Below are 23,898 nucleotides of genomic sequence, written 5' to 3' on the forward strand. Positions count from 1 at the left end.
GGGACAAATAGCCAGTGCATGTTGAGTTTGTCCACAGGTTCTGAGTTGTCAACAGGTTGTTTTCGGATGGCTTGGTTTTGTGGTGGTGGGTTGAGGGTGGTGGTTGGGACGCGCTTCGTATGGGGCGGGCGCGCGGTCGTGTGAGTGGTGGGGGCTGCGATGGCGAGGAATATGGCGTTGGGGGCTCGGGGCGAGGATGTGGCTGTCGAGTTCCTGATCGATGCGGGTTTGGAGATTGTCGAACGCAATTGGCGTTGTCGGTACGGCGAGTTGGATGTTGTTGCGACGTCCGGTGATCGGATTGTGTTCGTGGAGGTGAAGACTCGCTCTGGTGTCGGGTACGGGAGTCCGGCGGAGTCGGTGACGTTCGCGAAGCAGCGTCGGATTCGGGTGTTGGCGATGCAGTGGCTCACTGATTCGGGTCGGTCGTGGTCGAGGGTGCGTTTTGATGTGGTGGCTGTGTTGATCGGTCGCGACGGTGTGCCTTCGGTCGAGCATTTTGTGGATGCGTTCTGATGGCGTTGGGGCGGGCGCATTCTGTTGCGGTCAGTGGTGTGGACGGGCAGATCGTGGAGATCGAGGCGGATATCGGGCGCGGGTTGCCTGCGGTGCATTTGGTGGGGCTGCCTGATACGGCGTTGCACGAGTCGCGTGATCGGATTCGGGCCGCGGTGACCAATTCTGGTGAGGAGTGGCCGGACAGCAAGGTGATTTTGGCGTTGTCGCCGGCGACGTTGCCGAAGGTGGGCAGTGTTTACGATTTGGCGTTGTCGTTGTCGGTTCTCGATGCGGCGAAGAAGTTGCCGCGGAAGTTGTTGCGGGAGACTGTGTTTTTGGGGGAGTTGGCGCTCGACGGTCGTTTGCGGACGGTGCGTGGTGTGTTGCCTGCGGTGCTTGCGGCGAAGCGGGCGGGGTGGGGGACTGTGGTGGTTCCGGCTCGGGCGTTGGCTGAGGCGGGCTTGGTGAAGGGGATCGAGGTGCTGGGCGCTGACGATCTGTCCGCGGTGATCGGGTGGTTGCGTGGGGAGTTGGCGCTGGCTGTTCCTGATGTTTTCGAGCGTGCTGGTGTGGTGGCGGTGCGGGATTTGAGTGAGGTTGTCGGGCAGACGGATGCTCGGTGGGCGATCGAGGTTGCTGCGGCGGGTGCGCATCATTTGATGTTGACGGGTCCGCCGGGGATCGGGAAAACGATGTTGGCGCAGAGGCTTCCGGGGATTCTTCCGCCGTTGACGGAGGGGGAGTCGTTGGAGGTGACGGCGATTCATTCGGTGGCGGGGGTGTTGCCGGAGGATCGGCCGTTGATCGATATGCCGCCTTTCATTGCGCCGCATCACAGTTCGTCGGTCAGTTCGCTGGTGGGTGGTGGTAGTGGGATGGCTCGTCCTGGTGCGGTCAGCCGCGCCCATCGCGGCGTGCTGTTTCTCGACGAATGTGCCGAGATCGGGGTGAAGGTGCTCGAAGCGTTACGCACGCCACTCGAAGACGGGGAAGTGCGAATCGCCCGGCGGGACGGAGTTGCGCGGTACCCGGCGCGGTTCCAGCTGATCCTGGCCGCCAATCCCTGCCCATGCGCGCCGCCGCGAGACGCGGACTGCGTCTGCGCACCCGCGGCGCGTCGCCGTTACCTGGGGAAATTGTCCGGCCCGCTCTTGGACCGAGTCGACATCAGGGTCCGGATGCAGGCCGTTGCAACCGGCGCGCTGATCGACGAAGTGGGAGAAAGCACCAGCGATGTTCGTGCGCGCGTGGCGGCGGCTCGAGACACTGCGGCCCAGCGGTGGAGTGAGTACGGGTGGCGGACCAACGCGGAGGTACCAGGGCCGGCGTTGAGACAGAAGTTCAGACTCTCGCGTGCAGCGCTGGCGCCGGTGGAACGGGCGCTGCGTAAAGGTGTCATCACTGCTCGTGGGGCGGACCGAGCGTTGCGGGTTGCCTGGAGTGTCGCCGATCTGGCAGGTGAGGCGATGCCCGGACCAGACCAAGTTGTCACCGCACTCGACTTCCGAGACAGGGGATTCCAATGACTACACACGATCCACGACTACTCGCTTGGGCATATCTGTCCCGCGTCGTGCAGGGCCCAAGCGCGTATATGTCCATGTTGATCGACGAGCTCGGGGTCGAAGAAACTGCGAGGGCGGTCCGCAACGGCGATCTGCCACCCGCGATCGAGGAGAAGACACGAGCCCGCGCTCACATCGACACAGCCCAACGAGACCTCGACCTGATGGAGGCGATGGGTGGCAGGCTCGTAACACCGAACTGCGCCGATTGGCCGGCGTGGCGAATGCTTTCCTTCGACGGACTCGATCCCTCCGGGGGTGAGACGGCGCCATTTGTGTTGTGGGTGTTGGGGTCCGGGGATTTGGTTGATCTGACCGAGAGATCGGTTGGAATTGTGGGCACGCGGGCATCTACTGCGTACGGCGAACACGTGACGGCAGAGATTGCCGGTGACCTCGCTGTCGACGGATGGACCGTGATTTCCGGGGCGGCCTTCGGTATCGACGGGGCCGCGCACCGCGCTGCATTGGGCGTAGGTGGAAACACACTGGCTGTCTTGGCCTGTGGCGTGGATCGAGCGTATCCGTCAGGGCATGCGCGACTACTCAAACAGATAGCGAGTTCGGGTGCAGTGATAAGTGAATATCCGCCGGGCACAACACCTGCAAAGTTCCGGTTTCTGGCAAGGAATCGACTGGTAGCTGCGTTGTCGGACGGAGTAGTGGTGGTCGAGGCGGGTTGGCGCAGTGGTGCACGCAATACCGCCAATTGGGCTCGGAAGTTAGGCCGTCCCGTGATGGCGGTGCCCGGACCGGTTACCTCGGCATCGTCGACCGGATGCCACCGGATGATCCGAGAAGGTGAAGCGCAACTCGTGTCCAATGCCGTGGATGTAGTCGAAGCGTCAGGCCCATTTGGTGTCGGGGATTCCGCGGAGGATGCGGCCGCGACGCGTGACATCGACGCATTGCGAGGCAATTCTCGATTGGTATACGAAGCATTGCCGGGAACGGGGTCTCGCAGTACGCGTGAGTTGTCCGAGGAATCGGGATTGCTCATAGCTCAGGTTCGTGCCACTCTTCCTCTGCTCGAACTGGAGGGATTTGCAAGTTCTGATTCCAGTGGTTGGTTTCGGACGCGGTAGTACGTGAACTACTTCTGCGCCCGTCAGACCATGCGTGGCGATGCTCACTAATCGTTTGCGAAGACCGTGAATCGTCAATACCCGCAGCGCATCGGAAATGGCACGTCAGGGCTATTTTTCACGAATTTGCTCGACTGTGTGCAATGTAATTCTCGATGCGTTTCGCCGACCCGACCTGCAAGTTCGACGGGTCTCAGGAAAGCCTCAGGTCAATGTGCATGGAAGTCCGATTAGTCTGGATCACGATGACGGCGGGCATTGATTGACACCCGGCATCCGAGGGATGAATGGGCAGAATTTTCAGGGTCGTGTTCGGTCGAGGCAATGCCGCTAACCCGCTGCTAATTCGGACCATTGAGTCTGTTCGGAAACGGTGAAGGCTTTCGAACTTCTTTTGTTCATCAACGCTCTATCTGTGTATTGTGAAGGAGAATTGAATCGATCATTGAAAGAGGAGTGCAATGGCTGAGAAGCTGATTCGGCAACTCATCGACGACCTTGATGGTAAGCCGATTGACGATGGATTCGGTGATCGAATTGAGTTCTCTTACCAGGGAACGGATTACGTGATCGATCTGCGCGCCACCAATGCAGAGAAGTTCGACGCTGCGGTGAAGCCGTTCGTGGAGGCTGCTGCGAAGGTGAGCGGGAAGCGCGGCAAGAAGGCTCAGGCTGCATCTCCGCAGGCCACATCAGGTTCCGGACGCTCCAAGGAAACGCTCCAGGCCATCCGTGACTGGGCAGGTAAGAACGGTTACGAAGTTGCTCCGCGTGGGCGTATCAAAGCGGAAATCATCGACGCTTTCGACGCTGCACACTAGATCGAATTAAATACACCTCTGGCTCTCGGCGAACTCGCCGGGAGCCAGAGGTGTATTTTACTGTTGCTTTGCCGAGTTCTCGGACAGCTTTGTCCGACAGGTCGTCCGTGTGAAGCTGATCAGATAATTCGTCTAAACAGCACCGAATTTACCCAGCAGATTGGTCGGTTTCTTTCGCTCTGCACAAAGGTCGACAGAGCGCTATGTGGAGTCGCCGGCGAGGTATTTCGCCCTCGTGCTGCAATTGTCGTGTACATTAGTTAGGTAACACTAACTTTCGGAAGGATCTTTCTGTGGCCAAGCCGACAACTGCATTGACGGTTCTGCGGACCGAACAATTGACCCCCCATATGGTACGAGTGTTTCTCGGGGGACCAGGCTTCGAGTCGTTCACTCCCAGCGAATACAGCGATTCCTATGTAAAGATCGAATTCGGCACTCCTGATCAGCCGACACTGCGCACCTACACGATTCGTTCGTACGATCTTGATGCCAAAGAGATTGCAATCGATTTTGTCGTCCACGGCGACATGGGTGTCGCAGGTCCTTGGGCCGCGTCAGTTCAGCCGGGCGCTGAGATTACTCTGCGGGGACCCGGTGGCGCGTTTTTGCCGTCACCAACCGCTGATTGGTATCTCTTCGTCGGAGACGAGACCGCAATACCCGCTATTTCCGCGTCGATAGCGCGATTGGCGCCGAATGCGGTCGGCTACGCCGTCGTCGAGGTCGGGGGACCGGAAGACGAAATCGCGCTCGATGCCCCAGAAGGTATTGCCGTGACCTGGCTGCATCGCGGGGCATCGTCCGACGCGGTCGGCGAAGAATTGGCGGGCGACAACGCTCCGGTTGTCGCCGCGGTCAAGGCGCTCGAGTGGTTGCCGGGCGAACCGCACGTGTTCATTCACGGTGAAGCGCAAGCCGTCATGCACAACCTCCGGCCGTACATTCGCAAGGAACGAAATGTCCCGGCGTCGGCCGCTTCTATTTCCGGCTATTGGCGTCGTGGTCGCACCGAAGAGGGCTTCCGGGTCTGGAAGTCCGAACTCGCTGCGGCCGAAAACTAACTTGCGGCGGCCGTGCCGCGAGTCAGCAACACGAGCGCAACGGCCGCAAGAACTCCGAAGGTGGGAATTGCGATTGCCATCGGAACTGCCGTGTCTTCTCCCGCAATTCCCACCAACGGCGAAACCAGCGCCGCCAAGCCGAACTGGCCCGCTCCCATCAGCGCTGAACCGGTCCCGGCCGCGTTGGTGACCTCTCCTTGGGCGAGAGCGGTCGCATTGCCCATGATGAACCCGATGCTCGAAATTGCCACCAACAGTGGGACCAAGATCAACCAGGTATTCGTGGAACTGAAAACCACGCTGGTGCAGAACAATACGGCGCCGCCCATGAGGAGTAGGCACACGCCGAAACGCAGCAGCGTGCGTGCTCCGACGCGACCGAGCAGGCGAGTGGTGATCATCGCTGCCGTGACCATTCCGGTGGCGTTCACTGCGAACACGATCGAGAATTGTGACGGACTCAGTCCGAGAACGTTCTGAACGACGAACGGTGACGCGGAGATGTACGCGAACAAGGCGCCGAATCCGAAGACGAATGCGAGCGCATATCCGAGGTAGTGCCGATTGCGGACCACGTATCGCAGATTCGAGATCAGGGCCTTCAATCCGCCGCCGTGGCGTCGCTCGGGCGGAAGTGTCTCGGGAACGAGCAAAACGACACCAGCCACCATCACGGCGCCCGCGACAGCCAGGACCCAGAAGATTCCGCGCCATCCGACGGGGCCGAGAAGTGCGCCGCCGATCAGTGGCGCGACGACGGGAGCGATACCGCCGATGATCATCATGATGCTGAAGAGCTTCGCTGCGTCGTCGCCGCGCGCTCGGTCGGCAATACAAGCGCGGGCAAGAACGATGGCAGCGCCTCCACTCAAGCCCTGGACGAGTCGTGCACCGATGAGAAACTCGATGTTCGGCGCCACCGCGCATGCCGCGCCGCTCAGTGCCGTGATGATTGTCGCGGCCAGCAGTATTCGTCGCCTGCCAAGTCCGTCGGAGATCGGACCGATGATCAGCTGGCCGATTCCGAGGCCTGCCATGAAGGTGGTCAGCGTGAGCTGAACGCTGGCCGCAGTAGTGTCGAGTGCATCCGCCATCAACGGTAGGCCGGGCAGGTACATGTCGATGGACAGTGGAGCGATTGCGGAAATCAGTGCCAGTACGCACAACATCTTCAGAGGAATTGCTCGATTCACCGATCAACCCTATCGGCGAGGGAGCTTGCAGTTTCAATCGCGGCGAGCGAGCGTGTGTTCATGACTGACGCATTGCCGGCGAGCTTGAGCGTTCACCTCGATGCGTATGCCGAGCACCTCCGACTGAGCCGAGGCCGGTCGGAACACACGATCCGCGCCTACGTCGGTGACGCGCGGGCATTGCTGACCCATTTCTCCGCGGGTTCGGAGAATGCAGATCTCGACCGCCTCGACCTAAGTGTCATGCGTTCGTGGTTGGCCGCCCAGAATGCCGTTCGAACAGCCCGTACGACGGTAGCTCGACGGGCTTCTTCGGCGCGTGGGTTCACTGCGTGGCTCGCGCAGACCGGACGCATTTCCGTCGACCCGGGCACACGTCTGGCGGCTCCACCAGCTCGCCGGACGCTGCCGACGGTGCTGCGTCAGAGCCAGGCCCTCGACGCAATGGATGCGGCGGAAAGCGGTGCGCAGCAACAAGAGCCGCTCGCTCTGCGAGACCGACTCATCGTGGAATTGTTGTACTCCACCGGAATTCGCGTCGGCGAGTTGTGTGGACTGGACGTCGAGTCGGTCGATGCCGATCGACGATTGCTTCGTGTTCTCGGCAAGGGGAACAAGGAGCGGTCGGTGCCATACGGCCTGCCCGCAGAATCGGCACTGAACGGCTGGCTGGAGCACGGACGACCCGCGCTGTGTTCGGATCGGTCCGGGCGAGCGTTGCTCCTCGGAGTTCGAGGCGGCCGGCTCGATCAGCGTCAGGCGCGTTCGGTGGTCCACGAAACCATGGCTGCAATTCCAGGGGCTCCCGACATGGGTCCGCACGGGCTTCGGCACTCGGCTGCGACACATTTGCTGGAGGGTGGTGCGGACCTTCGTGTGGTCCAAGAACTCCTCGGTCATGCGAGTTTGGCGACCACTCAGCTGTACACGCACGTGTCGGTCGAACGGCTTCGATCCGTCCACGATCAGGCCCATCCGCGCGCCTGATTTGTGGAGCGACGCGAGTTCTCGGCTGGTATTTGGTAGCGTCGCAGCTCAGAAGAGTGAACAATCGGCAAAGTTCGATCGTCGTATCGAGACACTCGATTACATGCGATATCCGGGGGATTCGTGAACCGCCAAGATGTGAAGCACCTGCCGAACAGCGGCCAACCAGCCTGGCTGTCCGAATCGCCGCAACCGGCTCCCGAGCCGGCGCCGACGCCGGAGCCTGTGGCGCGACTGCAAGAGGTCTGGTCCACGCCACCGCCACCGTCGAGCCAACAGCAGGTGACAAACCAGGATCTGGTTGCCGAAGCTTTACTGAAACGCCCGAAACGGACGCCGCGTGGCGGCTGGCGTAGGGGATTGCATCGTGCGACCGGAGGTGTGGTCAATCTGGGGGATTCGACCAACGAACAGCGCAACCGTGCACTGGCCGCCCGAATCGAGCAGCCGATCCGCAACGACTACCGAGTCGCTCTGCTCTCGCTCAAAGGGGGAGTGGGCAAGACGACGGTCACGGTCGGACTCGGTGCGACGTTTGCTTCGCTGCGTGGTGACTGCGTCGTGGCGGTTGACGCCAATCCCGATTTCGGGACCTTGGCACAACGTGTTCCGCTGCAGACCAATTCGACAGTGCGCGATCTGATTGCTGCTAGACCGGACATAAAGAGCTATTCGGACGTTCGAGTGCACACATCCCAGTCGTCGAGTCGTCTCGAGGTGCTGGCGAGTGAGCAGGATCCGGCGATTTCGGAGGCATTCAGCGAGGCCGACTATCGCCAGGTCATCGACATCTTGCAGGTCTACTACAACATCATCCTCACTGATTGCGGTACCGGGATCATGCACTCGGCGATGAACGGCGTTCTCGATCTTGCCAATTCGTTGGTTCTGGTCAGTTCGCCGGCAATCGACGGAGCGCGCAGTGCAGCGGCAACGCTCGACTGGCTTCAGTTGCACGGATACGGCCATCTGGTCGAGCGGACCGTCGTCGTCATCAGCGCCGCCAGACCAGGGTCGAGCGTCATCGACATGGACGCGTTGGTGGACTATTTCATGCGTCGATGCCGCGCCGTCGAGGTCATTCCTTTCGACGAGCATCTCGCGGAGGGGTCGGTGATGGACCTCGAATTGATGCGACCGGCCACCAGACGAGCGTTCATGGAACTGGCAGCGATGGTGGCCGACGACTTCGCGGACGCTGTGGGTCGGCACGCCGTTTCCGAGTGGCACTGATTCTGCGACCGATTTCTGCGACCGATCAGCCTCCTTTCAATGGCTTGAGCCTGAGCGGTTGCGACCGAACCAGTCCGAGTGGATCGAGATACTCGCGTCCTCTGCGCAAGCCCCAGTGCAAACATGCTTCGACAGCGCACCCTTCGTGCCCCGTTTCGAGGGTTCCGATCACTGACCTGGCTGCGACGCGTTCACCTGTGCGAACGACTGCGGTGACGGGTTCGTAGGTCGTGCGTAGGCCGCCGGAATGATCGATCGACACCGTCGGCTTTCCGGCGACCACTCCCGCGAACACCACGATGCCGTCGCCGGCCGCGAGGACGGATTGGCCGGCGCTGCCGCCGAGATCGACCCCGCGATGACCCGGCAGCCAGTTCTCGGCCGGTTTGTCGAAAGCGCGTTCCACGTGCGGCCGAGGAGCGAGCGGCCAGTCGAATCGCGTGTCTGCTGACGCCGTGCCTACGGCGACACAGCAGGAGATCACGGCGAAGGCCACGCCTCGTCGAGCTCCGCGCAACATCGTCATTCCTTGATCTTGCGTGGAGTAGCGCACGCTTCAATGCAGATCAGACGGGTAATCCACAAGGTAGCCGCCGATCCACAACCGCCGGTTCGGTCTGTTGCTTCCGGGGTGGTTATGGCATCGGGGGACGAGGACGTACACTTGTCGAGCGGTCTGTGCTCGCACAGTCCGACTTCGCGCGCCCGCGCACGTTTTCCGGCCTCGGCTGGTCCTGGTTCTCACGAAACAGGTCCGACGGCCGTGCGGGTGCCAGGGCAGGGATCACCCGATCGCCTGCATCAACCGGATTGAAAGTTTGAGGTACACAGCCATGGCTGTCGTAACCATGAAGCAGATGCTCGATAGTGGAACCCACTTCGGACATCAGACCCGTCGCTGGAACCCGAAGATGAAGCGATTCATCTTGACCGACCGCAACGGCATCTACATCATCGACCTCCAGCAGACGCTGACGTACATCGACAAGGCGTACGAGTTCGTCAAGGAGACCGTTGCCCACGGCGGCACCGTTCTCTTCGTCGGTACCAAGAAGCAGGCGCAGGAGTCCATCGCTTCCGAAGCGACTCGCGTCGGAATGCCCTACGTCAACCAGCGTTGGCTCGGCGGCATGCTCACCAACTTCACCACCGTTCACAAGCGTCTGCTTCGCCTCAAGGAGCTCGAGGCAATGGAGCAGACCGGTGGATTCGAAGGTCGCACCAAGAAGGAAATCCTCATGCTCACGCGTGAGATGACCAAGCTGGATCGCACCCTCGGTGGTATCCGCGACATGGCCAAGGTTCCTTCCGCGGTGTGGATCGTCGACACCAACAAGGAGCACCTGGCAGTTGCCGAGGCTCGCAAGCTGAACATCCCGGTCATCGCGATCCTGGACACCAACTGCGACCCTGACCTCGTCGACTACCCGATCCCGGGCAACGACGACGCCATCCGTTCCGCAGCACTGCTGACCAAGGTTGTCGCTTCCGCGGTTGCCGAAGGTGTGCAGGCACGTGCAGGACTGAGCGCCGACAAGGACGCGAAGCCCGAAGCCGGCGCAGGCGAGCCCCTCGCCGAGTGGGAGCAGGAACTGCTCTCGCAGGCAGCTCCGGCCGCAGAGGCTGAGGCAGCTCCGGCTGCAGAGGCTGAGGCAGCCCCCGCCGCAGAGGCACCGGCCACCGAGGCCTGATTCGTTGAAACCGGCCCTGACCAAGAGTTCTTTTGGTCAGGGCCGTTTCACCGTTAGGCCCGAGCACCACCGTCAGGCCGTGCTTCACCGTTAGGCCGTGCTTCACCGTTAGTCCTAGGTCCGAAACAGACACATGAGGAGGCTCGCTAATCATGGCGAACTACACCGCCGCTGACGTCAAGCGGCTCCGTGAGCTCACCGGCTCCGGAATGATGGCATGTAAGAACGCACTCGCAGATGCAGACGGCGATTTCGACAAGGCCGTCGAGCAGCTGCGCATCAAGGGCGCGAAGGATGTCGGAAAGCGCGCAGAGCGCACCACCGCTGAGGGTCTCGTCGTCGCCAAGGACGGCGTCATGATCGAGATCAACTGCGAGACCGACTTCGTCGCCAAGAACGACGAGTTCATCAAGCTGGCCGACGAGATCGTGACCGTCGCTGCTGCTGGTAAGCCTGCTGACCTCGACGCTCTCAAGGCGCTCGAGCTCGACGGCAAGACCATCGACACCGTCATTGCGGAGCAGTCCGCGAAGATCGGTGAGAAGCTCGAACTGAGCCGCGTCGCTTCCTTCGACGGCCCCGTTGCCGTTTACCTGCACAAGCGCAGCTCCGACTTGCCGCCCGCTGTCGGCGTTCTCGTCGAGTACACCGGTGAAGGCGATGCTGCTGCTGAGGCCGCTCGCGGCGCTGCAATGCAGGTCGCAGCACTCAAGGCGAAGTACGTCACGCGTGACGAGGTTCCCGAGGAGATCGTCGCTTCCGAGCGTCACATCGCCGAAGAGACCGCCCGCGCAGAAGGCAAGCCCGAGCAGGCACTGCCGAAGATCATCGAAGGCCGCGTCAACGGTTACTTCAAGGACGTCGTTCTGACCGAGCAGTCTTCGGTCACGGACTCCAAGAAGACCGTCAAGGCGATCCTCGACGAGGCAGGCGTGACCATCAAGCGCTTCGTGCGTTTCGAGGTCGGCGCCTCCGCTTAATTCGGAGCCCGCACACATGGACCCCGCCTGAAGAGCATTTGCTCTACCGGCGGGGTCTACGTGTACCTGGGGCCTCCGATGAGGCAGGATGAGAGTGCCTCGGGACGAGTCCCGGGGGCTTTCCTATGCCGCGGTGTCCGATTCGGCGGCAGAAGAAGAATGAAGGACCTACACGGTCTTGTATCGAACTGAGGAGAACAATGTCCGAACCAGCCAACGAACGTCCAGGATTCAAGCGGGTCCTGCTCAAACTCGGCGGCGAAATGTTCGGAGGCGGCAAAGTCGGTCTCGATCCCGACGTGGTCACCAAGGTGGCTGAGCAGATCGCAGAGGTCGTTCGATCGGGCGTACAGGTTGCAGTGGTCATCGGCGGCGGAAACTTCTTCCGCGGAGCGGAACTGCAGCAGCGTGGCCTCGATCGCGCGCGCTCCGACTACATGGGCATGCTAGGCACCGTCATGAACTGCCTCGCTCTGCAGGATTTCCTGGAGAAGGCGGGCGTCGATTCTCGCGTGCAGACGGCCATCACCATGGGCCAGGTCGCCGAGCCGTACCTCCCCCTTCGCGCACGCAGGCACCTCGAGAAGGGGCGCGTAGTCATCTTCGGTGCCGGGATGGGTATGCCCTACTTCTCGACTGACACCACTGCTGCGCAGCGCGCGCTGGAGATCGGTGCCGAGGTAGTGCTGATGGCCAAGGCTGTCGACGGCGTCTACTCGGCCGACCCGCGTCTCGACCCGGACGCGACGATGTACGAACAGATCACGCACCGTGAGGTCATCGAACGTGAGCTCAAGGTCGCGGACGCGACGGCATTCAGCCTGTGCATGGACAACTCGATGCCGATGATGGTCTTCAACCTCCTCACCGAAGGAAACATCGCTCGCGCGGTGTCCGGTGAGAAGATCGGCACCCTGATCAAGTCGTGAGTGACACCCAAAAAATGATGCAGAACAACATGGAGGAACAGCCGTGATCGATGAAGCGCTCTTCGAGGCAGAAGAGAAGATGGAAAAGGCTGTCACGGTAGCCAAGGACGATCTCGGCTCGGTTCGCACCGGACGCGCGAACCCCGGTATGTTCTCGCGCATCGTGATCGACTACTACGGTTCGATCACGCCGATCACGCAGCTCGCGAGCATCAACGTCCCCGAGGCCCGCATGGTCATCGTCAAGCCGTACGAGGCTTCGCAGCTCAACGCGATCGAGACGGCGATCCGCAACTCGGATCTCGGGGTGAACCCGTCCAACGACGGCAGCATCATTCGCATTTCGGTTCCGCAGCTCACGGAAGAGCGTCGACGTGAACTGGTGAAGCAGGCCAAGTCCAAGGGCGAGGATTCGAAGGTCACGCTGCGCAACATCCGCCGCAAGGCGATGGACGAACTCGGCCGGATCCAGAAGGACGGTGAAGCCGGCGAGGACGAGGTCGGTCGCGCAGAGAAAGAACTCGACAAGACCACGGCGAAGTACGTGCACACGGTCGAGGAACTCGTCAAGCACAAGGAAGCAGAGTTGATGGAGGTATAGCCTCCTCATTTGCAGTGTTTGTCGTCGGGAGTAGATCAGGGAGTTTGGGTGCACGCACAAGAGGGAACCGCCGGTGGTCCCGTCACGGACGGGCCTACGGGCGGCGCTGAGGGCGCGCAACCGCCGAAGTCGAAGGCGGGCAGGAACCTACCTGCCGCCATCGGCGTCGGAGCTGGCCTCGGCGCCTTGGTCATCGGCACTTTGATCTTCCTGCCCCCCGGATGGATCGCCGTCGTTGCGATCGCGATGTTCATCGCGACGTGGGAGGTCACCACGCGGCTTCGTGAAGCCGACATCGAGGTGCCGCGAATTCCGCTTCTCGTCGGCGGGCAAGCCACGATCTGGCTCGGCTGGCCGTGGGGACCGGTCGGGGTGCTCAGCGGATTCACCGCGACCGTCCTGGTATGCATGGTGTGGCGGTTGTTCGACCACGGCCTCAAGGCGACCCCGAAGAACTTCCTGAGAGACACCTCCATCACGGTGTTCGTTCTGGCGTGGATCCCGCTGTTGGCGTCATTCGGTGCGTTGATGGTGCTCGAAGACGACGGCCCCGGTCGCGTCTTCGTCCTGATGATCGGTGTCGTGTGCTCCGACATCGGCGGCTACGCGGCTGGAGTGCTGTTCGGGAAGCACCCGATGGTGCCGGCTGTGAGCCCGAAGAAGTCCTGGGAAGGATTCGTCGGCTCCCTCATTTTCTGCGTCATCGGCAGTCTGCTTTCGGTGACGTTGATACTCGACGCGAATTCGATGATCGGCGTCCTGCTCGGTGTCGTCCTGGTGGTAGTCGCGACGGTCGGCGACCTGATCGAATCGCAGATCAAGCGTGAACTCGGCATCAAGGACATGGGAACCTTGCTTCCCGGCCACGGCGGAATCATGGACCGCCTGGATTCACTCCTGCCGTCGGCATTTGTCACCTGGCTGATTCTGTACGCACTCGTCTGATTTCTCGTGCGTGATTTTTTCTCCGGCCGATCCAAGCCCATTCCCAGTCCGAACATCTGGCATTGGCCGGACGTCTACGAGGTCGAGAACCGCGCGCAGGACGTCGACGGTTCCATCTGGGCCGCGATGGGAGCCCAGGTCGACTGGTCTGGACGCGATGTCGTCGATGTCGGCTGTGGGGCAGGGTTCCATCTACCGGAGTTCGCTCGTACTGCCCGTCGTGTTGTCGGAGTGGAGCCGCATGCACCGCTGGTGAAGTCCGCACGGGAACGAACCCGCGATTCGGCGTCGATCGACGTAGTCCAGGGTTCAGCAGAGTCCACGGGTCTGGTGGATGCTTCAGTCGATCTCGTCCATGCCCGTACGGCGTACTTCTTCGGAAAAGGCTGCGGCCCGGGAATTCGTGAAGCAATGCGCATCCTGAGGCCCGGGGGAGCCCTGCTGATCGTGGATCTCGATGTGAGCGCCGGCCCGTACGGGGAGTGGATGAGGGCGGATCTGCCCAAATACGATCCCGCGGCGGTCGAAGCGTTCTTCGAGGCTCAAGGATTCTCGCTCACGCGCGTCGACACCCGGTGGGAGTTCGAGAATCGAGACGATATGCGGCGGGTGCTCGGAATCGAATTCACCGAGAAGACTGCCGAGCGTGCGTTCTCGCAAGTAACAGGGCTTGCCTTCTCGGTGCGATACCGGATCCATGTTCGATCCAAACCACGATCGCTCGAACTTGCGTGAGGGCGGGCCCAAAAGACGAACGTCAGGCGCTCCGACTTGAGCGCCTGACGTTTTCTGCACCGATTCAGTAGTAAAAAAATCAGTGATCGGTGGGGATGTGGAACAGGGTGGCCAGCTTGTGAATCTTCTTGGCCTTGGCAAGCTTGGGCAGGTCGCTGCCGTCGCGCACGCGTGAGCCGTCTTCGCCGAGATCGTCGATGACATTCTGAGCCCAGATCGCGTCGGCCACGGAGGGACTCAGTCCCGCGTTGACGGGGGCAGTCTGTGCGGTGGTCATGCAGAGTTTGCCGGCCATGCCGAGTGACAAGGTGATCGCACAGTCTCGGGCGAGCAGATCCAGATCGGGGCCGAGCGTGGGACCGTCGATCGGCGGAGCGATGCGTGCCGCGCGGCTGGCGATGGTGAGCCGCGAACGCGGGTACGACATCGACGTGGGGGAGTCGTCCATCCCAGTGTCGCGCCGGAAGTCGCCGCTGCCGAATGCGAGACGGAAGATGCCGTCAGTGCGTGCGATCTCGGGCGCAGCCTCGAGTCCCACCGCGGATTCGACGAGAGCAAGAATCTTGGTGCCGTCGGGAAGTCGCTCGGCCGTGGCGTCGGCCTGCTGACCGCTTTCGGTCTTTGCGAGCATGACACCCTCGAGTCCGGGGAGGCCCGCGAGTACGGCCAGATCCTCTTCCCAGAACGGTGTCGTGGCGTCGTTGATCCGAACCCAGGCGTGATTGTGTTCGCTCAGGAATGCGGCGACATCGCGGCGGGCAGCTGGTTTGTTGGGTGCGGTGACGGCATCCTCGAGGTCGAGAATGACGGCGTCGGCCGCACTCGCGAGTGCGGCGTCGAAGGTGTCCGGTTTGGACGCGGGGACGAGGAGCCAGGATCTTGCCTGCTGCGGGGCAATTCGCGAGGTCACAGGTCTCTCCATGTGAGTAGTCACATCAGGGCCTTTCCGGTGATTTCCACGACATCAATGATGCCTGCTGGCCCATCGATCGACCCAATTGCGTAACTAGATTTCAGTCACATCTGCCGCTTCGCTGCGCGCCGGATCTGAATGATGCGAACGCCACCTGCCAACGCCATGATCAACGCGCCCGCGATGGCGGAAAGCAGGATCGTGATTCCGAGCGGAAAGTCGATCTGCCAGGCGAGGATCTTGACGGAGACGCTCTCGAGGTTCTGCAGGATGAACACCAGCAGTAAGATCAGCACAATTGCGCCTATAACCAGGCCAACCCAGGTCGTCGCAGCCCTGGTTCGGTCGGTGACCGACGTTCCGGTCGGCACCGGTTCAGGCGTCGGTGTCGGTTCCGGATCGTGTTTTTCCACTGCCTTTTTCTCGTCCACCTTCGGAAGTTCCGGATCGGGGCCGAAACCGTCGGCTGGGCCGTACACGGGGGAATTCGACGGATCCTCTGGTGTGGTTGACATGACATGATCATCACTCAACCTGCGCGAAGTTGCACGGGTAATCCGGCCACAATCGGGTGGCAGTGGGGTAGCACCCCAAAACAATGGGACAATGGTGTAACTATGGCTGCCTCTCTTCCCCTCGTTTTCACTGCACCCAAGCGCGGAATGCCTCCACGGCACCTCGCCGATCTCGATTCCGCCGAGCGCAAAGAAGCGGTGAAAGAGCTCGGCCTTCCGGCTTTCCGGGCCGATCAGCTGGCGCGTCAGTACTACGCGCGGCTGGAAGCCGATCCGGAGAAGATGACCGATCTCCCCGCATCGGTGCGCGAGAAGGTTGGGGAGTCGCTGTTCCCGACCTTGTTGACCCCGATCAAGCACCTCGCGTGCGATTCGGGCGACACTCGCAAGACCCTGTGGAAGGCACATGACGGAACGCTCCTCGAAAGCGTCTTGATGCGCTATCCCGACCGGGCAACACTTTGCATCTCGAGTCAGGCAGGCTGCGGAATGGCCTGCCCGTTCTGTGCGACGGGTCAGGGCGGCCTCGACCGCAACCTCTCGACCGCCGAGATCGTCGATCAGGTTCGCGAGGCAGCGGCTGCCATGCGCGACGGTGAAGTTGCCGGCGGCCCCGGACGCCTCTCGAACGTCGTGTTCATGGGTATGGGCGAGCCTTTGGCGAACTACAAGCGCGTGGTGGCAGCGGTACGACGGATCACCTCGCCTGCACCCGACGGCCTCGGCCTGTCTCAGCGGTCCGTCACGGTCTCGACCGTCGGCCTAGCTCCCGCTATCCGCAAGCTCGCTGACGAAGGCCTGAGCGTCACGCTGGCGGTATCGCTGCACACACCGGACGACGAACTGCGCGACACTCTTGTCCCGGTCAACAATCGCTGGTCAGTTTCGGAGGTACTTCAGGCTGCCCGGTACTACGCAGACAAGACCGGTCGCCGTGTGTCCATCGAGTACGCGATGATCAAGAACGTCAACGATCAGCCGTGGCGCGCGGACATGCTGGGCAAGAAGCTGAAGAAAGCACTTGGCGGGTTGGTGCACGTCAACCTGATTCCGCTCAACCCGACTCCGGGCAGCGAGTGGGACGCGAGCCCCAAGGACGTCGAGCGTGAGTTCGTGCGTCGGGTCATCGCCCAGGGCGTCTCGTGCACGGTGCGCGATACGCGCGGTCAGGAAATCGCCGCAGCCTGTGGCCAGCTGGCAGCCGAGAACTGAAGCGTTCCAGGCCTGAAACACGTAAAGAGAAGGCCTCCACGAACTTTCGTTCGTGGAGGCCTTCTCTTTGTCAGGTTTCTAGCGCGGGCGGCGACGGATGACGATGTCGCGGACCAGAATGAAGATCATCAATCCGGCGGTGCCGATGAGCCACAGATCCTCGACCTTGCCGTGATGGTTTCCGATCATCATCAGAAGCAGGAATATTGCGAAGAACCATCCGAGGAAACGGAAAAACTTGAGTCCTTCACCACTCCACCCCCATGCGGCAGAGGGAACCTCGGCCTCATCGACGTGCGAGACCACGACGGGGGCGCTGGACTTGACGTCCAACTGGGTATCGGCCACGGTCGATCCTCCTGCTCATTCGGTTGCACTACTGCCCAATATGGTGACATACGACTGCCTGTCGTACGTAGTTGGGCGTCGATAAGGTTGTTCTCAGGTGTTATCAGGAACAATGGGCGAGTGCAGGAAACCACACGTACCCGCGTCCTCCTCCTCGGCAGTACCGGTTCGATCGGTACCCAAGCGCTGGAGGTCATCGCTGCCAACCCCGACCGTTTCGAAGTAGTCGGTCTTGCAGCGGGCGGCAACAACGTCGAGTTGTTGGCCGAACAGATTCGTGCAACCGGCGTCACGGACGTCGCCGTCGCCGATCCTGCAGCGGCATCGGCGCTGGAATCGGTAACCGCCCGTTCGGGACCGAGCGCCGTGACAGAACTGGTTCGGGACAGCGGTGCCGATGTTGTCCTCAATGCGCTCGTCGGTTCGTTGGGACTCGAACCGACACTGGCGGCTTTGAACTCGGGAGCGCGCCTGGCGCTGGCGAACAAGGAATCGCTTGTCGCCGGCGGAGCTCTGGTGACGAAAGCCGCCGCCCCCGGTCAGATCGTGCCGGTCGACTCGGAGCATTCGGCGCTTGCCCAGTGCCTACGTGGTGGAACAGGCGACGAAGTGGCCCGGTTGGTTCTCACCGCTTCGGGTGGGCCGTTCCGTGGCTGGAGCGCCGAGGATCTCGAAAGTGTGAATCCGGCTCAGGCAGGTGCGCACCCCACCTGGTCGATGGGCCCCATGAACACCCTCAACTCGGCAACTCTGGTCAACAAGGGCCTCGAGTTGATCGAGACGAACCTGCTGTTCGGGATCGACTACGACCGCATCGACGTCACCGTGCATCCGCAGTCGATCGTGCATTCCATGGTGACCTTCTTCGACGGATCGACGCTGGCACAGGCGAGTCCACCGGACATGAAGCTCCCGATCGCTCTCGCTCTCGGCTGGCCGGACCGCATCGAAGGTGCGGCGTCGGCATGCGACTTCACCACCGCCTCCACCTGGGAATTCGAGCCGCTCGATTCGTCGGTGTTCCCCGCCGTCGATCTGGCGCGAAGCGCAGGCAAATCCGGAGGTTGCTTCACCGCGATCTACAACGCGGCCAACGAAGTGGCGGCTCAGGCATTCCTCGACGGTGTCATTTCCTTCCCGGCGATCGTCCGCACGGTGGCTGCTGTTCTCGACGATGCAGGTCAATGGTCCGCAGAACCGGTTACCGTGGACGACGTTCTGGCCGCAGACGGCTGGGCACGCACACGAGCGCGTCAGCTCGTGAAGCAGGAGGGCTAGAGCTTTCATGGTTTTTGCACTGGGCGTAGTGCTGTTTGCCCTCGGCATCGGCGTGTCCATCGCCCTGCACGAAGCCGGTCACATGTGGACGGCCAAGGCTTTGGGAATGAAGGTTCGCCGCTACTACATCGGCTTCGGACCGAAAATCTTCTCGTTCCGTCGAGGTGAGACCGAGTACGGCCTCAAGGCGCTGCCGCTGGGCGGATTCTGCGACATCGCGGGCATGACGGCCCTCGACGAGATGACGCCTGAAGAAGAGCCGCACGCGATGTACAAGAAGGCGGCGTGGAAGCGCGTCGTCGTCATGTCCGGCGGTATCGCGATGAACTTCATTCTCGGGTTCCTCCTGATCTACGCATTGCTCCTCGGTTGGGGTCGAACCAGTACGGAGCCGGCACCGCCTGTTGTCAAGGGCGTGACGTGTGTTGCTCCGACGCAGCTCGGACAGGATCAGGGGTGGAAACTCGCGGATTGCACCGGTACCGGCCCGGCGGAGGCAGCCGGAATTGCTGCCGGCGATCGGATCGTCGCGGTGGACGGTCAACCGACGGACACTTTCGCCAAGGTTTCCGCGGCGATCCGCGACAAGTCCGGGACAGTCACGCTCACAGTCGAGCGCGGCGACGAGACTGTTCAAGTTCCGGTCGACGTATCGCCGGTTGAGCGTTACGTAGCCAAAGACGGCAGCACAACGCCGGAACTGGCAAAGGTAGGCGCTGTCGGAATTGAGGGTGTCAGCAATCTGATCGAGTACAACGCGCTCACTGCTGTTCCGGCGGCCTTCGACTTCACCGGCCAGATCATGGTCGACTCGGTAAAGGCGTTGGCTGACATTCCGTCGAAGGTGGGGGCTCTGTGGGAGTCGATCACGGGCGGCGAACGCGCCCAGGACACACCGATCAGCGTGGTTGGTGCCAGCGTGATCGGCGGTGAAGCGGCGGACCGTGCACAGTGGGCGACGTTCGTCGGACTGCTCGCATCGATCAACTTCTTCCTCGGTGTTTTCAACATTCTGCCGCTGTTGCCGCTCGACGGCGGTCACATCGCGGTGGTCTTCTACGAGAAGATCCGTGATTGGTTCCGCGCCCGCCGAGGCTTGATTCCCGGCGGCCCGGTCGACTACACCAGACTCCTTCCGATTACTTACGTATTCATCGTGATCGGTGGCGCGTTCATGTTGCTGACACTCACGGCTGACATCGTCAATCCGATCAAGATCTTCTGACCGTGTGAGAAGGGTGACGGTTGCCGCGCGGTAGTGCGGCGATCGCCCGGCTAAACTTGCAGTGAAGCTATGAAAGAAGGCACAGACGTGACCATCCCTATCGGACTGGGAATGCCCTCGGCACCCGCAGCGATTCTTGCTCCTCGACGCAAGACACGGCAGCTGCAGGTCGGCACGGTAGGTGTGGGCAGCGATTTCCCCATCTCGGTGCAGTCCATGTGCACCACGAAGACGCACGACGTCAATGCAACGCTGCAGCAGATCGCGGAACTGACCGCGTCCGGTTGCGACATCGTTCGTGTCGCCTGCCCGCGTCAGGAAGACGCGGACGCTTTGTCGATCATTGCGAAGAAGAGCCAGATCCCGGTTATCGCCGACATCCACTTCCAGCCGCGCTACATCTTCGCGGCAATCGATGCGGGATGCGCTGCGGTGCGCGTCAATCCGGGCAACATCAAGGAATTCGACGGCCGTGTCAAAGAGGTGGCCAAGGCTGCCGGTGACGCAGGCATTCCGATCCGTATCGGTGTCAACGCGGGATCGCTCGATCCTCGGTTGATGGAGAAGTACGGCAAGGCGACGCCCGAAGCGTTGGTCGAGTCCGCGCTGTGGGAGGCCGGGTTGTTCGAAGAGCACGGCTTCGGTGACATCAAGATCTCCGTCAAGCACAACGATCCGGTGATCATGGTCGAGGCTTACCGCCAACTCGCCGCCAAATGCGATTACCCGTTGCACCTCGGCGTCACGGAGGCAGGGCCGGCGTTTCAGGGCACGATAAAGTCCGCGGTCGCCTTCGGTGCGCTGCTCGCGGAGGGTATCGGCGACACGATCCGGGTTTCGCTCTCGGCCCCGCCGGCCGAGGAAATCAAGGTCGGTAACCAGATTCTGCAGTCTCTGAACCTGCGTCCCCGCAAGCTCGAGATCGTCTCTTGCCCCTCGTGTGGCCGTGCACAGGTCGATGTCTACACCCTTGCCGACGAGGTCTCTGCCGGCCTCGAAGGCATGGAGATCCCGCTGCGCGTGGCAGTCATGGGTTGCGTTGTGAACGGACCGGGCGAAGCGCGTGAGGCCGACCTCGGTGTGGCGTCCGGCAACGGCAAGGGCCAGATCTTCGTCAAGGGCAAGGTCATCAAGACGGTGCCCGAGGCACAGATCGTCGAGACGTTGATCGAAGAGGCGATGAAAATTGCCGAAAGCATGGAGGGTGACGCCTCGGAGGGTGCGCCGGTCGTCACCGTGAGTTGAGTGATTGCCGGATGAATCTTCCCCGTCGGTGTCAGGTTCGTGGCAATCTGAGTGCATCATGATCGGGTAGTGATATTCGTGGACGCGCAGTCGAGTCGAGGGGGTTGACGGATGCTCAAACTCCTCGGAGCCAAGCAGGTCGGAAGTCGAGATCTCGAAGACGTCCGACGGGTACTCGACGCCGATCCGGTGGCGGCCTGCATGATTGCCGCGCGCGTCGAAGAATGCGGCGTCGACCCACGAATGATTCACGGCGAGCTGTGGAGTCGAGGGGGGCCGTTGTCCTCACTGTGCTTTGCCGGGGCGAACCTGGTTCCGCTTCGAGGCGATCCGGATGACATTCGGGCATTCGCCGACCGTGCCTGTCGGATTCCGCGCATGTGCTCGTCGGTGGTCGGCCGCGCCGAATTGGCGTTGCCGCTGTGGGAGATGCTCGAGCTCGACTGGGGAACTGCGCGGGAGGTTCGCCCCGAACAGCCGTTGCTCGCGGTTTCCGAGCCGCTGGCGTGCCCGTCGGATCCACTGGTCCGGCAGGTTCGCTCGGACGAACTCGAGATCTATCTGCCTGCCGCGATCGCGATGTTCATCGAAGAGGTCGGAGTCGACCCGCGTGCCAACGACGGTGGGCGCGGATACCGGCACCGTGTCGCTAGCCTGATCGCCGCTGGTCGAGCGTGGGCGCACATCGAGGACGGCCAGGTCGTTTTCAAGGCGGAGGTCGGTTCGATGTCTGCTCGCTGTGGCCAGATCCAGGGTGTGTGGGTCAACCCGGAATTTCGTGGGCAGGGCTTCGGCGTGACCGGTACAGCGGCTGTAGCGGAGTCGATCATGGCGACCGGTCGCATTGCGAGCCTGTACGTCAACAGCTTCAATACGATTGCGCGGTCGACCTATTCGCGGGTGGGGTTCCGACAGGTCGCGACCTTCTCGACGGTGCTGCTCGACTGACCGTACAAGCTGCGTGCAATGGTCGCGCCTACGCTGGGTGGAGCATTTGTCGCCCTACTATGGGGCTCGATGAACACTCGGCATTTCTCTCGTAGTCGCTCGGCCCAACTGTTGGCCTCCTGCACCGTGATTTTCTTGGCGGTGGGGATCAGTTCGTGTACTCCGAAACCCGCCGGCCCCGAGCCCGTCGCGCAGCAGTTCCTGAGTGCGTTCGGTGACAGGGATATCGACGAGGCAGCAAAACTGACGGACCGGCCTGACTCCGCGGGTCCTGTATTGAGTGACACCTGGGATGCGCTCCAGGCCGAGTCGATGACTGCCGAGACCACGTCGGTGAAGATGAACGGTGACACTGCGACGGTCGGCTACACCTACGAGTGGCACCTTCCGAAAGACCGCGTGTGGACGTACGACGGCGAGCTGCAGATGGGACGCAAGGACGGCGACTGGTCCGTCCGGTGGAGTTCGACGGACGTTCACCCGCGCCTCGGTGACAAGCAGACGATGTCGTTGCGGGCAACCGCGGCGCCGCGAGCGCGGGTCAACGAGCATTCGGGCACGGATGTCCTGGTGCCGGGAATTGTCTACCGAGTGAAGTTCGATCGCTCCAAGAGCAACGACATCATCGGTTCCGCAAACAATCTCGCAAGTGTTCTCGGTCGGTTCGATTCTTCGCTGACGGGTCAATCGATCGCCGAATCCTCGACGGCCGTCAAGGGCGACTATCTGGTGACCCGCCTGCGCAGTGACGACTACGACCAGGTATCGGCGCAACTGGGAGCCATCTCGGGAGTATCTGTCTCGGACGAATCGGATCTCGTCTCGACGGACCCGGAGTTCGCGCCGGACCTTCTCGGGCAGATCAAGAAGACGATCATCGACGAGGTCGACGGCAAAGCCGGCTGGAGTGTCGTCACGGTCAACCAGAACGGCGTCGACACCGATGTGCTGACCGAGACTGCGCCGCAACCTGTTCCGTCGTTCAGTATCAGTTTGGATCGCAACATTCAGATCGCTGCTCAGCGTGCCGTGAACGTGAACAAGGATCAGGCGATGATGGTAGTCATCGAACCGTCGAGTGGGGCGATCCTGGCTGTCGCACAGAACAAGGCAGCAGACCGCGACGGACCGGTCGCGACGATGGGTCAGTACCCGCCCGGTTCGACGTTCAAGATCATCACGGCAGGCGCCGCAATTTCGACCGGTCAGGCGACCCCCGACACGATGGTGCCCTGCCCGGGCCGGATCGAGATCGGTGAGCGCAGCGTCCCCAACTACAACGAGTTCTCACTCGGCACGGTGCCGATGGCAACGGCCTTCGCGCGTTCGTGCAACACGTCCTTCGCCAAGCTGGCCAGCGAGATGCAACCAGACACGTTGACCACTGCCGCAGCGCAGTTCGGCATCGGCCAGGACTACAACGTGGTGGGATTGCCGATCGATTCCGGTTCGGTGCCGCCGGCGTCGGACCTGGTGCAGCGGACCGAAGACGGGTTCGGTCAGGGAAAGGTCGTGGTCAGTCCGTTCGGAATGGCGATGGCAGCGGCGACGGTCGCGAACGGTTCGACTCCGGTGCCGCAACTGATTTCAGGGCGCGAAACCACCATCGACGGTGAGCGCCCGGCGATCTCGCCCGCCATGGTCGACGGCCTGCGCGGCATGATGCGACTCGTGGTCACCAGCGGTACTGCAGAACGCGTCGAAGATCAGGGTGAGGTGTACGGCAAGACCGGTGAAGCCGAGGTCGAAGGGGGATCGCACGCGTGGTTCGTCGGCTATCGCGGGAACCTGGCCTTCGCGACTCTGGTTGTGCGGGGCGGAAGTTCGGACAACGCCGTCGCAGTCACCCGCGACATGCTCACCGCCCTGCCTGAAGGCTACTGACCC

The 23,898-nt window shown here is 61.8% G+C and carries 24 protein-coding genes; 19 read left to right on the plus strand and 5 right to left on the minus strand.

From position 1 onward, the window contains the following. The first annotated feature begins 159 nt into the window (after nucleotides 1-159). The 5 genes from G9U53_RS02820 to G9U53_RS02840 all read left to right on the plus strand — a co-directional run bounded on the left by G9U53_RS02820 (nucleotide 160) and on the right by G9U53_RS02840 (nucleotide 5,033). A complete protein-coding gene (locus G9U53_RS02820) occupies nucleotides 160-516 on the plus strand; it encodes a YraN family protein (protein WP_037130401.1) in 357 nt (118 codons plus the stop codon). After that, nucleotides 516-2,024 (plus strand): YifB family Mg chelatase-like AAA ATPase, encoded by a 1,509-nt coding sequence (locus tag G9U53_RS02825; RefSeq protein WP_007734866.1) that lies wholly within the window; start codon nucleotides 516-518, stop codon nucleotides 2,022-2,024. The genes G9U53_RS02820 and G9U53_RS02825 overlap by 1 nt, the downstream gene beginning before the upstream one ends. Continuing rightward, nucleotides 2,021-3,148: a DNA-processing protein DprA gene (dprA, locus tag G9U53_RS02830; RefSeq protein WP_165638302.1), complete on the plus strand. Its 1,128-nt coding sequence runs from the start codon at nucleotides 2,021-2,023 to the stop codon at nucleotides 3,146-3,148. The genes G9U53_RS02825 and dprA overlap by 4 nt, the downstream gene beginning before the upstream one ends. A gap of 461 nt (nucleotides 3,149-3,609) precedes the next feature. Then, entirely contained in the window at nucleotides 3,610-3,969 is a 360-nt protein-coding gene (locus tag G9U53_RS02835; protein WP_003942721.1) for an Lsr2 family protein, read from the plus strand. A 293-nt stretch (nucleotides 3,970-4,262) separates the two neighbouring features. Next, the gene (locus tag G9U53_RS02840) at nucleotides 4,263-5,033 is read left to right on the plus strand and encodes a siderophore-interacting protein (RefSeq protein ID WP_030535667.1); all 771 of its coding nucleotides are present in this window, start codon (nucleotides 4,263-4,265) and stop codon (nucleotides 5,031-5,033) included. Here G9U53_RS02840 and G9U53_RS02845 read toward each other — a convergent pair. Then, nucleotides 5,030-6,202 (minus strand): multidrug effflux MFS transporter, encoded by a 1,173-nt coding sequence (locus G9U53_RS02845; protein WP_165638371.1) that lies wholly within the window; start codon nucleotides 6,200-6,202, stop codon nucleotides 5,030-5,032. The genes G9U53_RS02840 and G9U53_RS02845 overlap by 4 nt on opposite strands. Before the next feature lie 84 nt (nucleotides 6,203-6,286). Between G9U53_RS02845 and G9U53_RS02850 the strand changes: the two genes are divergently transcribed. Both G9U53_RS02850 and G9U53_RS02855 read left to right on the plus strand, forming a co-directional pair. Then, nucleotides 6,287-7,213 carry a tyrosine recombinase XerC gene (locus tag G9U53_RS02850; protein ID WP_165638303.1) on the plus strand — a complete coding sequence of 309 codons (927 nt, stop codon included), beginning with the start codon at nucleotides 6,287-6,289 and terminating at the stop codon, nucleotides 7,211-7,213. A gap of 123 nt (nucleotides 7,214-7,336) precedes the next feature. Beyond that, the gene (locus G9U53_RS02855) at nucleotides 7,337-8,446 is read left to right on the plus strand and encodes a MinD/ParA family protein (protein WP_003942711.1); all 1,110 of its coding nucleotides are present in this window, start codon (nucleotides 7,337-7,339) and stop codon (nucleotides 8,444-8,446) included. 25 nt (nucleotides 8,447-8,471) lie between these two features. Here G9U53_RS02855 and G9U53_RS02860 read toward each other — a convergent pair whose 3' ends face one another. Continuing rightward, nucleotides 8,472-8,972, minus strand: coding sequence for a M23 family metallopeptidase (locus tag G9U53_RS02860; RefSeq protein WP_047271297.1), 501 nt, complete (start codon nucleotides 8,970-8,972; stop codon nucleotides 8,472-8,474). Between the two features lie 307 nt (nucleotides 8,973-9,279). Here G9U53_RS02860 and rpsB point away from each other — a divergent pair, with 307 nt between their 5' ends. From rpsB to G9U53_RS02890, 6 genes are all read left to right on the plus strand, one after another. Beyond that, nucleotides 9,280-10,137 carry a 30S ribosomal protein S2 gene (gene rpsB / locus G9U53_RS02865; RefSeq protein WP_003942709.1) on the plus strand — a complete coding sequence of 286 codons (858 nt, stop codon included), beginning with the start codon at nucleotides 9,280-9,282 and terminating at the stop codon, nucleotides 10,135-10,137. A 152-nt stretch (nucleotides 10,138-10,289) separates the two neighbouring features. Further along, on the plus strand, nucleotides 10,290-11,117 hold the full coding sequence (gene tsf, locus G9U53_RS02870; protein WP_007734877.1) for a translation elongation factor Ts: 828 nt from the start codon (nucleotides 10,290-10,292) through the stop codon (nucleotides 11,115-11,117). Nucleotides 11,118-11,317: 200 nt separating this feature from the next. Continuing rightward, a complete protein-coding gene (pyrH, locus tag G9U53_RS02875; protein WP_003942722.1) occupies nucleotides 11,318-12,046 on the plus strand; it encodes a UMP kinase in 729 nt (242 codons plus the stop codon). A gap of 43 nt (nucleotides 12,047-12,089) precedes the next feature. Then, nucleotides 12,090-12,647, plus strand: coding sequence for a ribosome recycling factor (frr, locus tag G9U53_RS02880; protein WP_003942777.1), 558 nt, complete (start codon nucleotides 12,090-12,092; stop codon nucleotides 12,645-12,647). Nucleotides 12,648-12,695: 48 nt separating this feature from the next. Next, on the plus strand, nucleotides 12,696-13,592 hold the full coding sequence (locus G9U53_RS02885) for a phosphatidate cytidylyltransferase (RefSeq protein ID WP_003942673.1): 897 nt from the start codon (nucleotides 12,696-12,698) through the stop codon (nucleotides 13,590-13,592). Nucleotides 13,593-13,598: 6 nt separating this feature from the next. After that, nucleotides 13,599-14,327 (plus strand): class I SAM-dependent methyltransferase, encoded by a 729-nt coding sequence (locus G9U53_RS02890; protein ID WP_047271300.1) that lies wholly within the window; start codon nucleotides 13,599-13,601, stop codon nucleotides 14,325-14,327. A 79-nt stretch (nucleotides 14,328-14,406) separates the two neighbouring features. Here the strand turns inward: G9U53_RS02890 and G9U53_RS02895 are convergent, their stop codons facing one another. Beyond that, the gene (locus G9U53_RS02895) at nucleotides 14,407-15,249 is read right to left on the minus strand and encodes a CoA ester lyase (protein ID WP_030535660.1); all 843 of its coding nucleotides are present in this window, start codon (nucleotides 15,247-15,249) and stop codon (nucleotides 14,407-14,409) included. A 95-nt stretch (nucleotides 15,250-15,344) separates the two neighbouring features. Next, nucleotides 15,345-15,755 (minus strand): lipopolysaccharide assembly protein LapA domain-containing protein, encoded by a 411-nt coding sequence (locus G9U53_RS02900; RefSeq protein WP_207623860.1) that lies wholly within the window; start codon nucleotides 15,753-15,755, stop codon nucleotides 15,345-15,347. Between the two features lie 102 nt (nucleotides 15,756-15,857). On the opposite strand from G9U53_RS02900, the gene rlmN reads away from it, so the two are divergent. Next, entirely contained in the window at nucleotides 15,858-16,967 is a 1,110-nt protein-coding gene (gene rlmN / locus G9U53_RS02905) for a 23S rRNA (adenine(2503)-C(2))-methyltransferase RlmN (protein ID WP_003942816.1), read from the plus strand. 78 nt (nucleotides 16,968-17,045) lie between these two features. Here the strand turns inward: rlmN and G9U53_RS02910 are convergent, their stop codons facing one another. Further along, complete coding sequence (locus tag G9U53_RS02910) at nucleotides 17,046-17,315, minus strand: DUF2631 domain-containing protein (RefSeq protein WP_003942762.1); 270 nt, start codon at nucleotides 17,313-17,315, stop codon at nucleotides 17,046-17,048. Between the two features lie 120 nt (nucleotides 17,316-17,435). Here G9U53_RS02910 and dxr point away from each other — a divergent pair, with 120 nt between their 5' ends. The 5 genes from dxr (at nucleotide 17,436) to G9U53_RS02935 (ending at nucleotide 23,895) form a co-directional block, all read left to right on the plus strand. Then, entirely contained in the window at nucleotides 17,436-18,593 is a 1,158-nt protein-coding gene (dxr, locus tag G9U53_RS02915) for a 1-deoxy-D-xylulose-5-phosphate reductoisomerase (RefSeq protein ID WP_003942815.1), read from the plus strand. A gap of 7 nt (nucleotides 18,594-18,600) precedes the next feature. Next, nucleotides 18,601-19,818, plus strand: a complete 1,218-nt coding sequence (locus G9U53_RS02920) for a site-2 protease family protein (RefSeq protein WP_007734886.1) — start codon at nucleotides 18,601-18,603, stop codon at nucleotides 19,816-19,818. Nucleotides 19,819-19,905: 87 nt separating this feature from the next. After that, nucleotides 19,906-21,063 (plus strand): flavodoxin-dependent (E)-4-hydroxy-3-methylbut-2-enyl-diphosphate synthase, encoded by a 1,158-nt coding sequence (gene ispG, locus G9U53_RS02925; RefSeq protein WP_007734888.1) that lies wholly within the window; start codon nucleotides 19,906-19,908, stop codon nucleotides 21,061-21,063. Between the two features lie 111 nt (nucleotides 21,064-21,174). Next, nucleotides 21,175-22,011, plus strand: coding sequence for a GNAT family N-acetyltransferase (locus G9U53_RS02930; protein WP_003942692.1), 837 nt, complete (start codon nucleotides 21,175-21,177; stop codon nucleotides 22,009-22,011). A 69-nt stretch (nucleotides 22,012-22,080) separates the two neighbouring features. After that, nucleotides 22,081-23,895 (plus strand): penicillin-binding transpeptidase domain-containing protein, encoded by a 1,815-nt coding sequence (locus G9U53_RS02935; protein ID WP_042450801.1) that lies wholly within the window; start codon nucleotides 22,081-22,083, stop codon nucleotides 23,893-23,895. Nucleotides 23,896-23,898: the final 3 nt, after the last annotated feature.

Source organism: Rhodococcus sp. D-46, assembly GCF_011290655.1.
GTDB lineage: Bacteria > Actinomycetota > Actinomycetes > Mycobacteriales > Mycobacteriaceae > Rhodococcus_F > Rhodococcus_F qingshengii.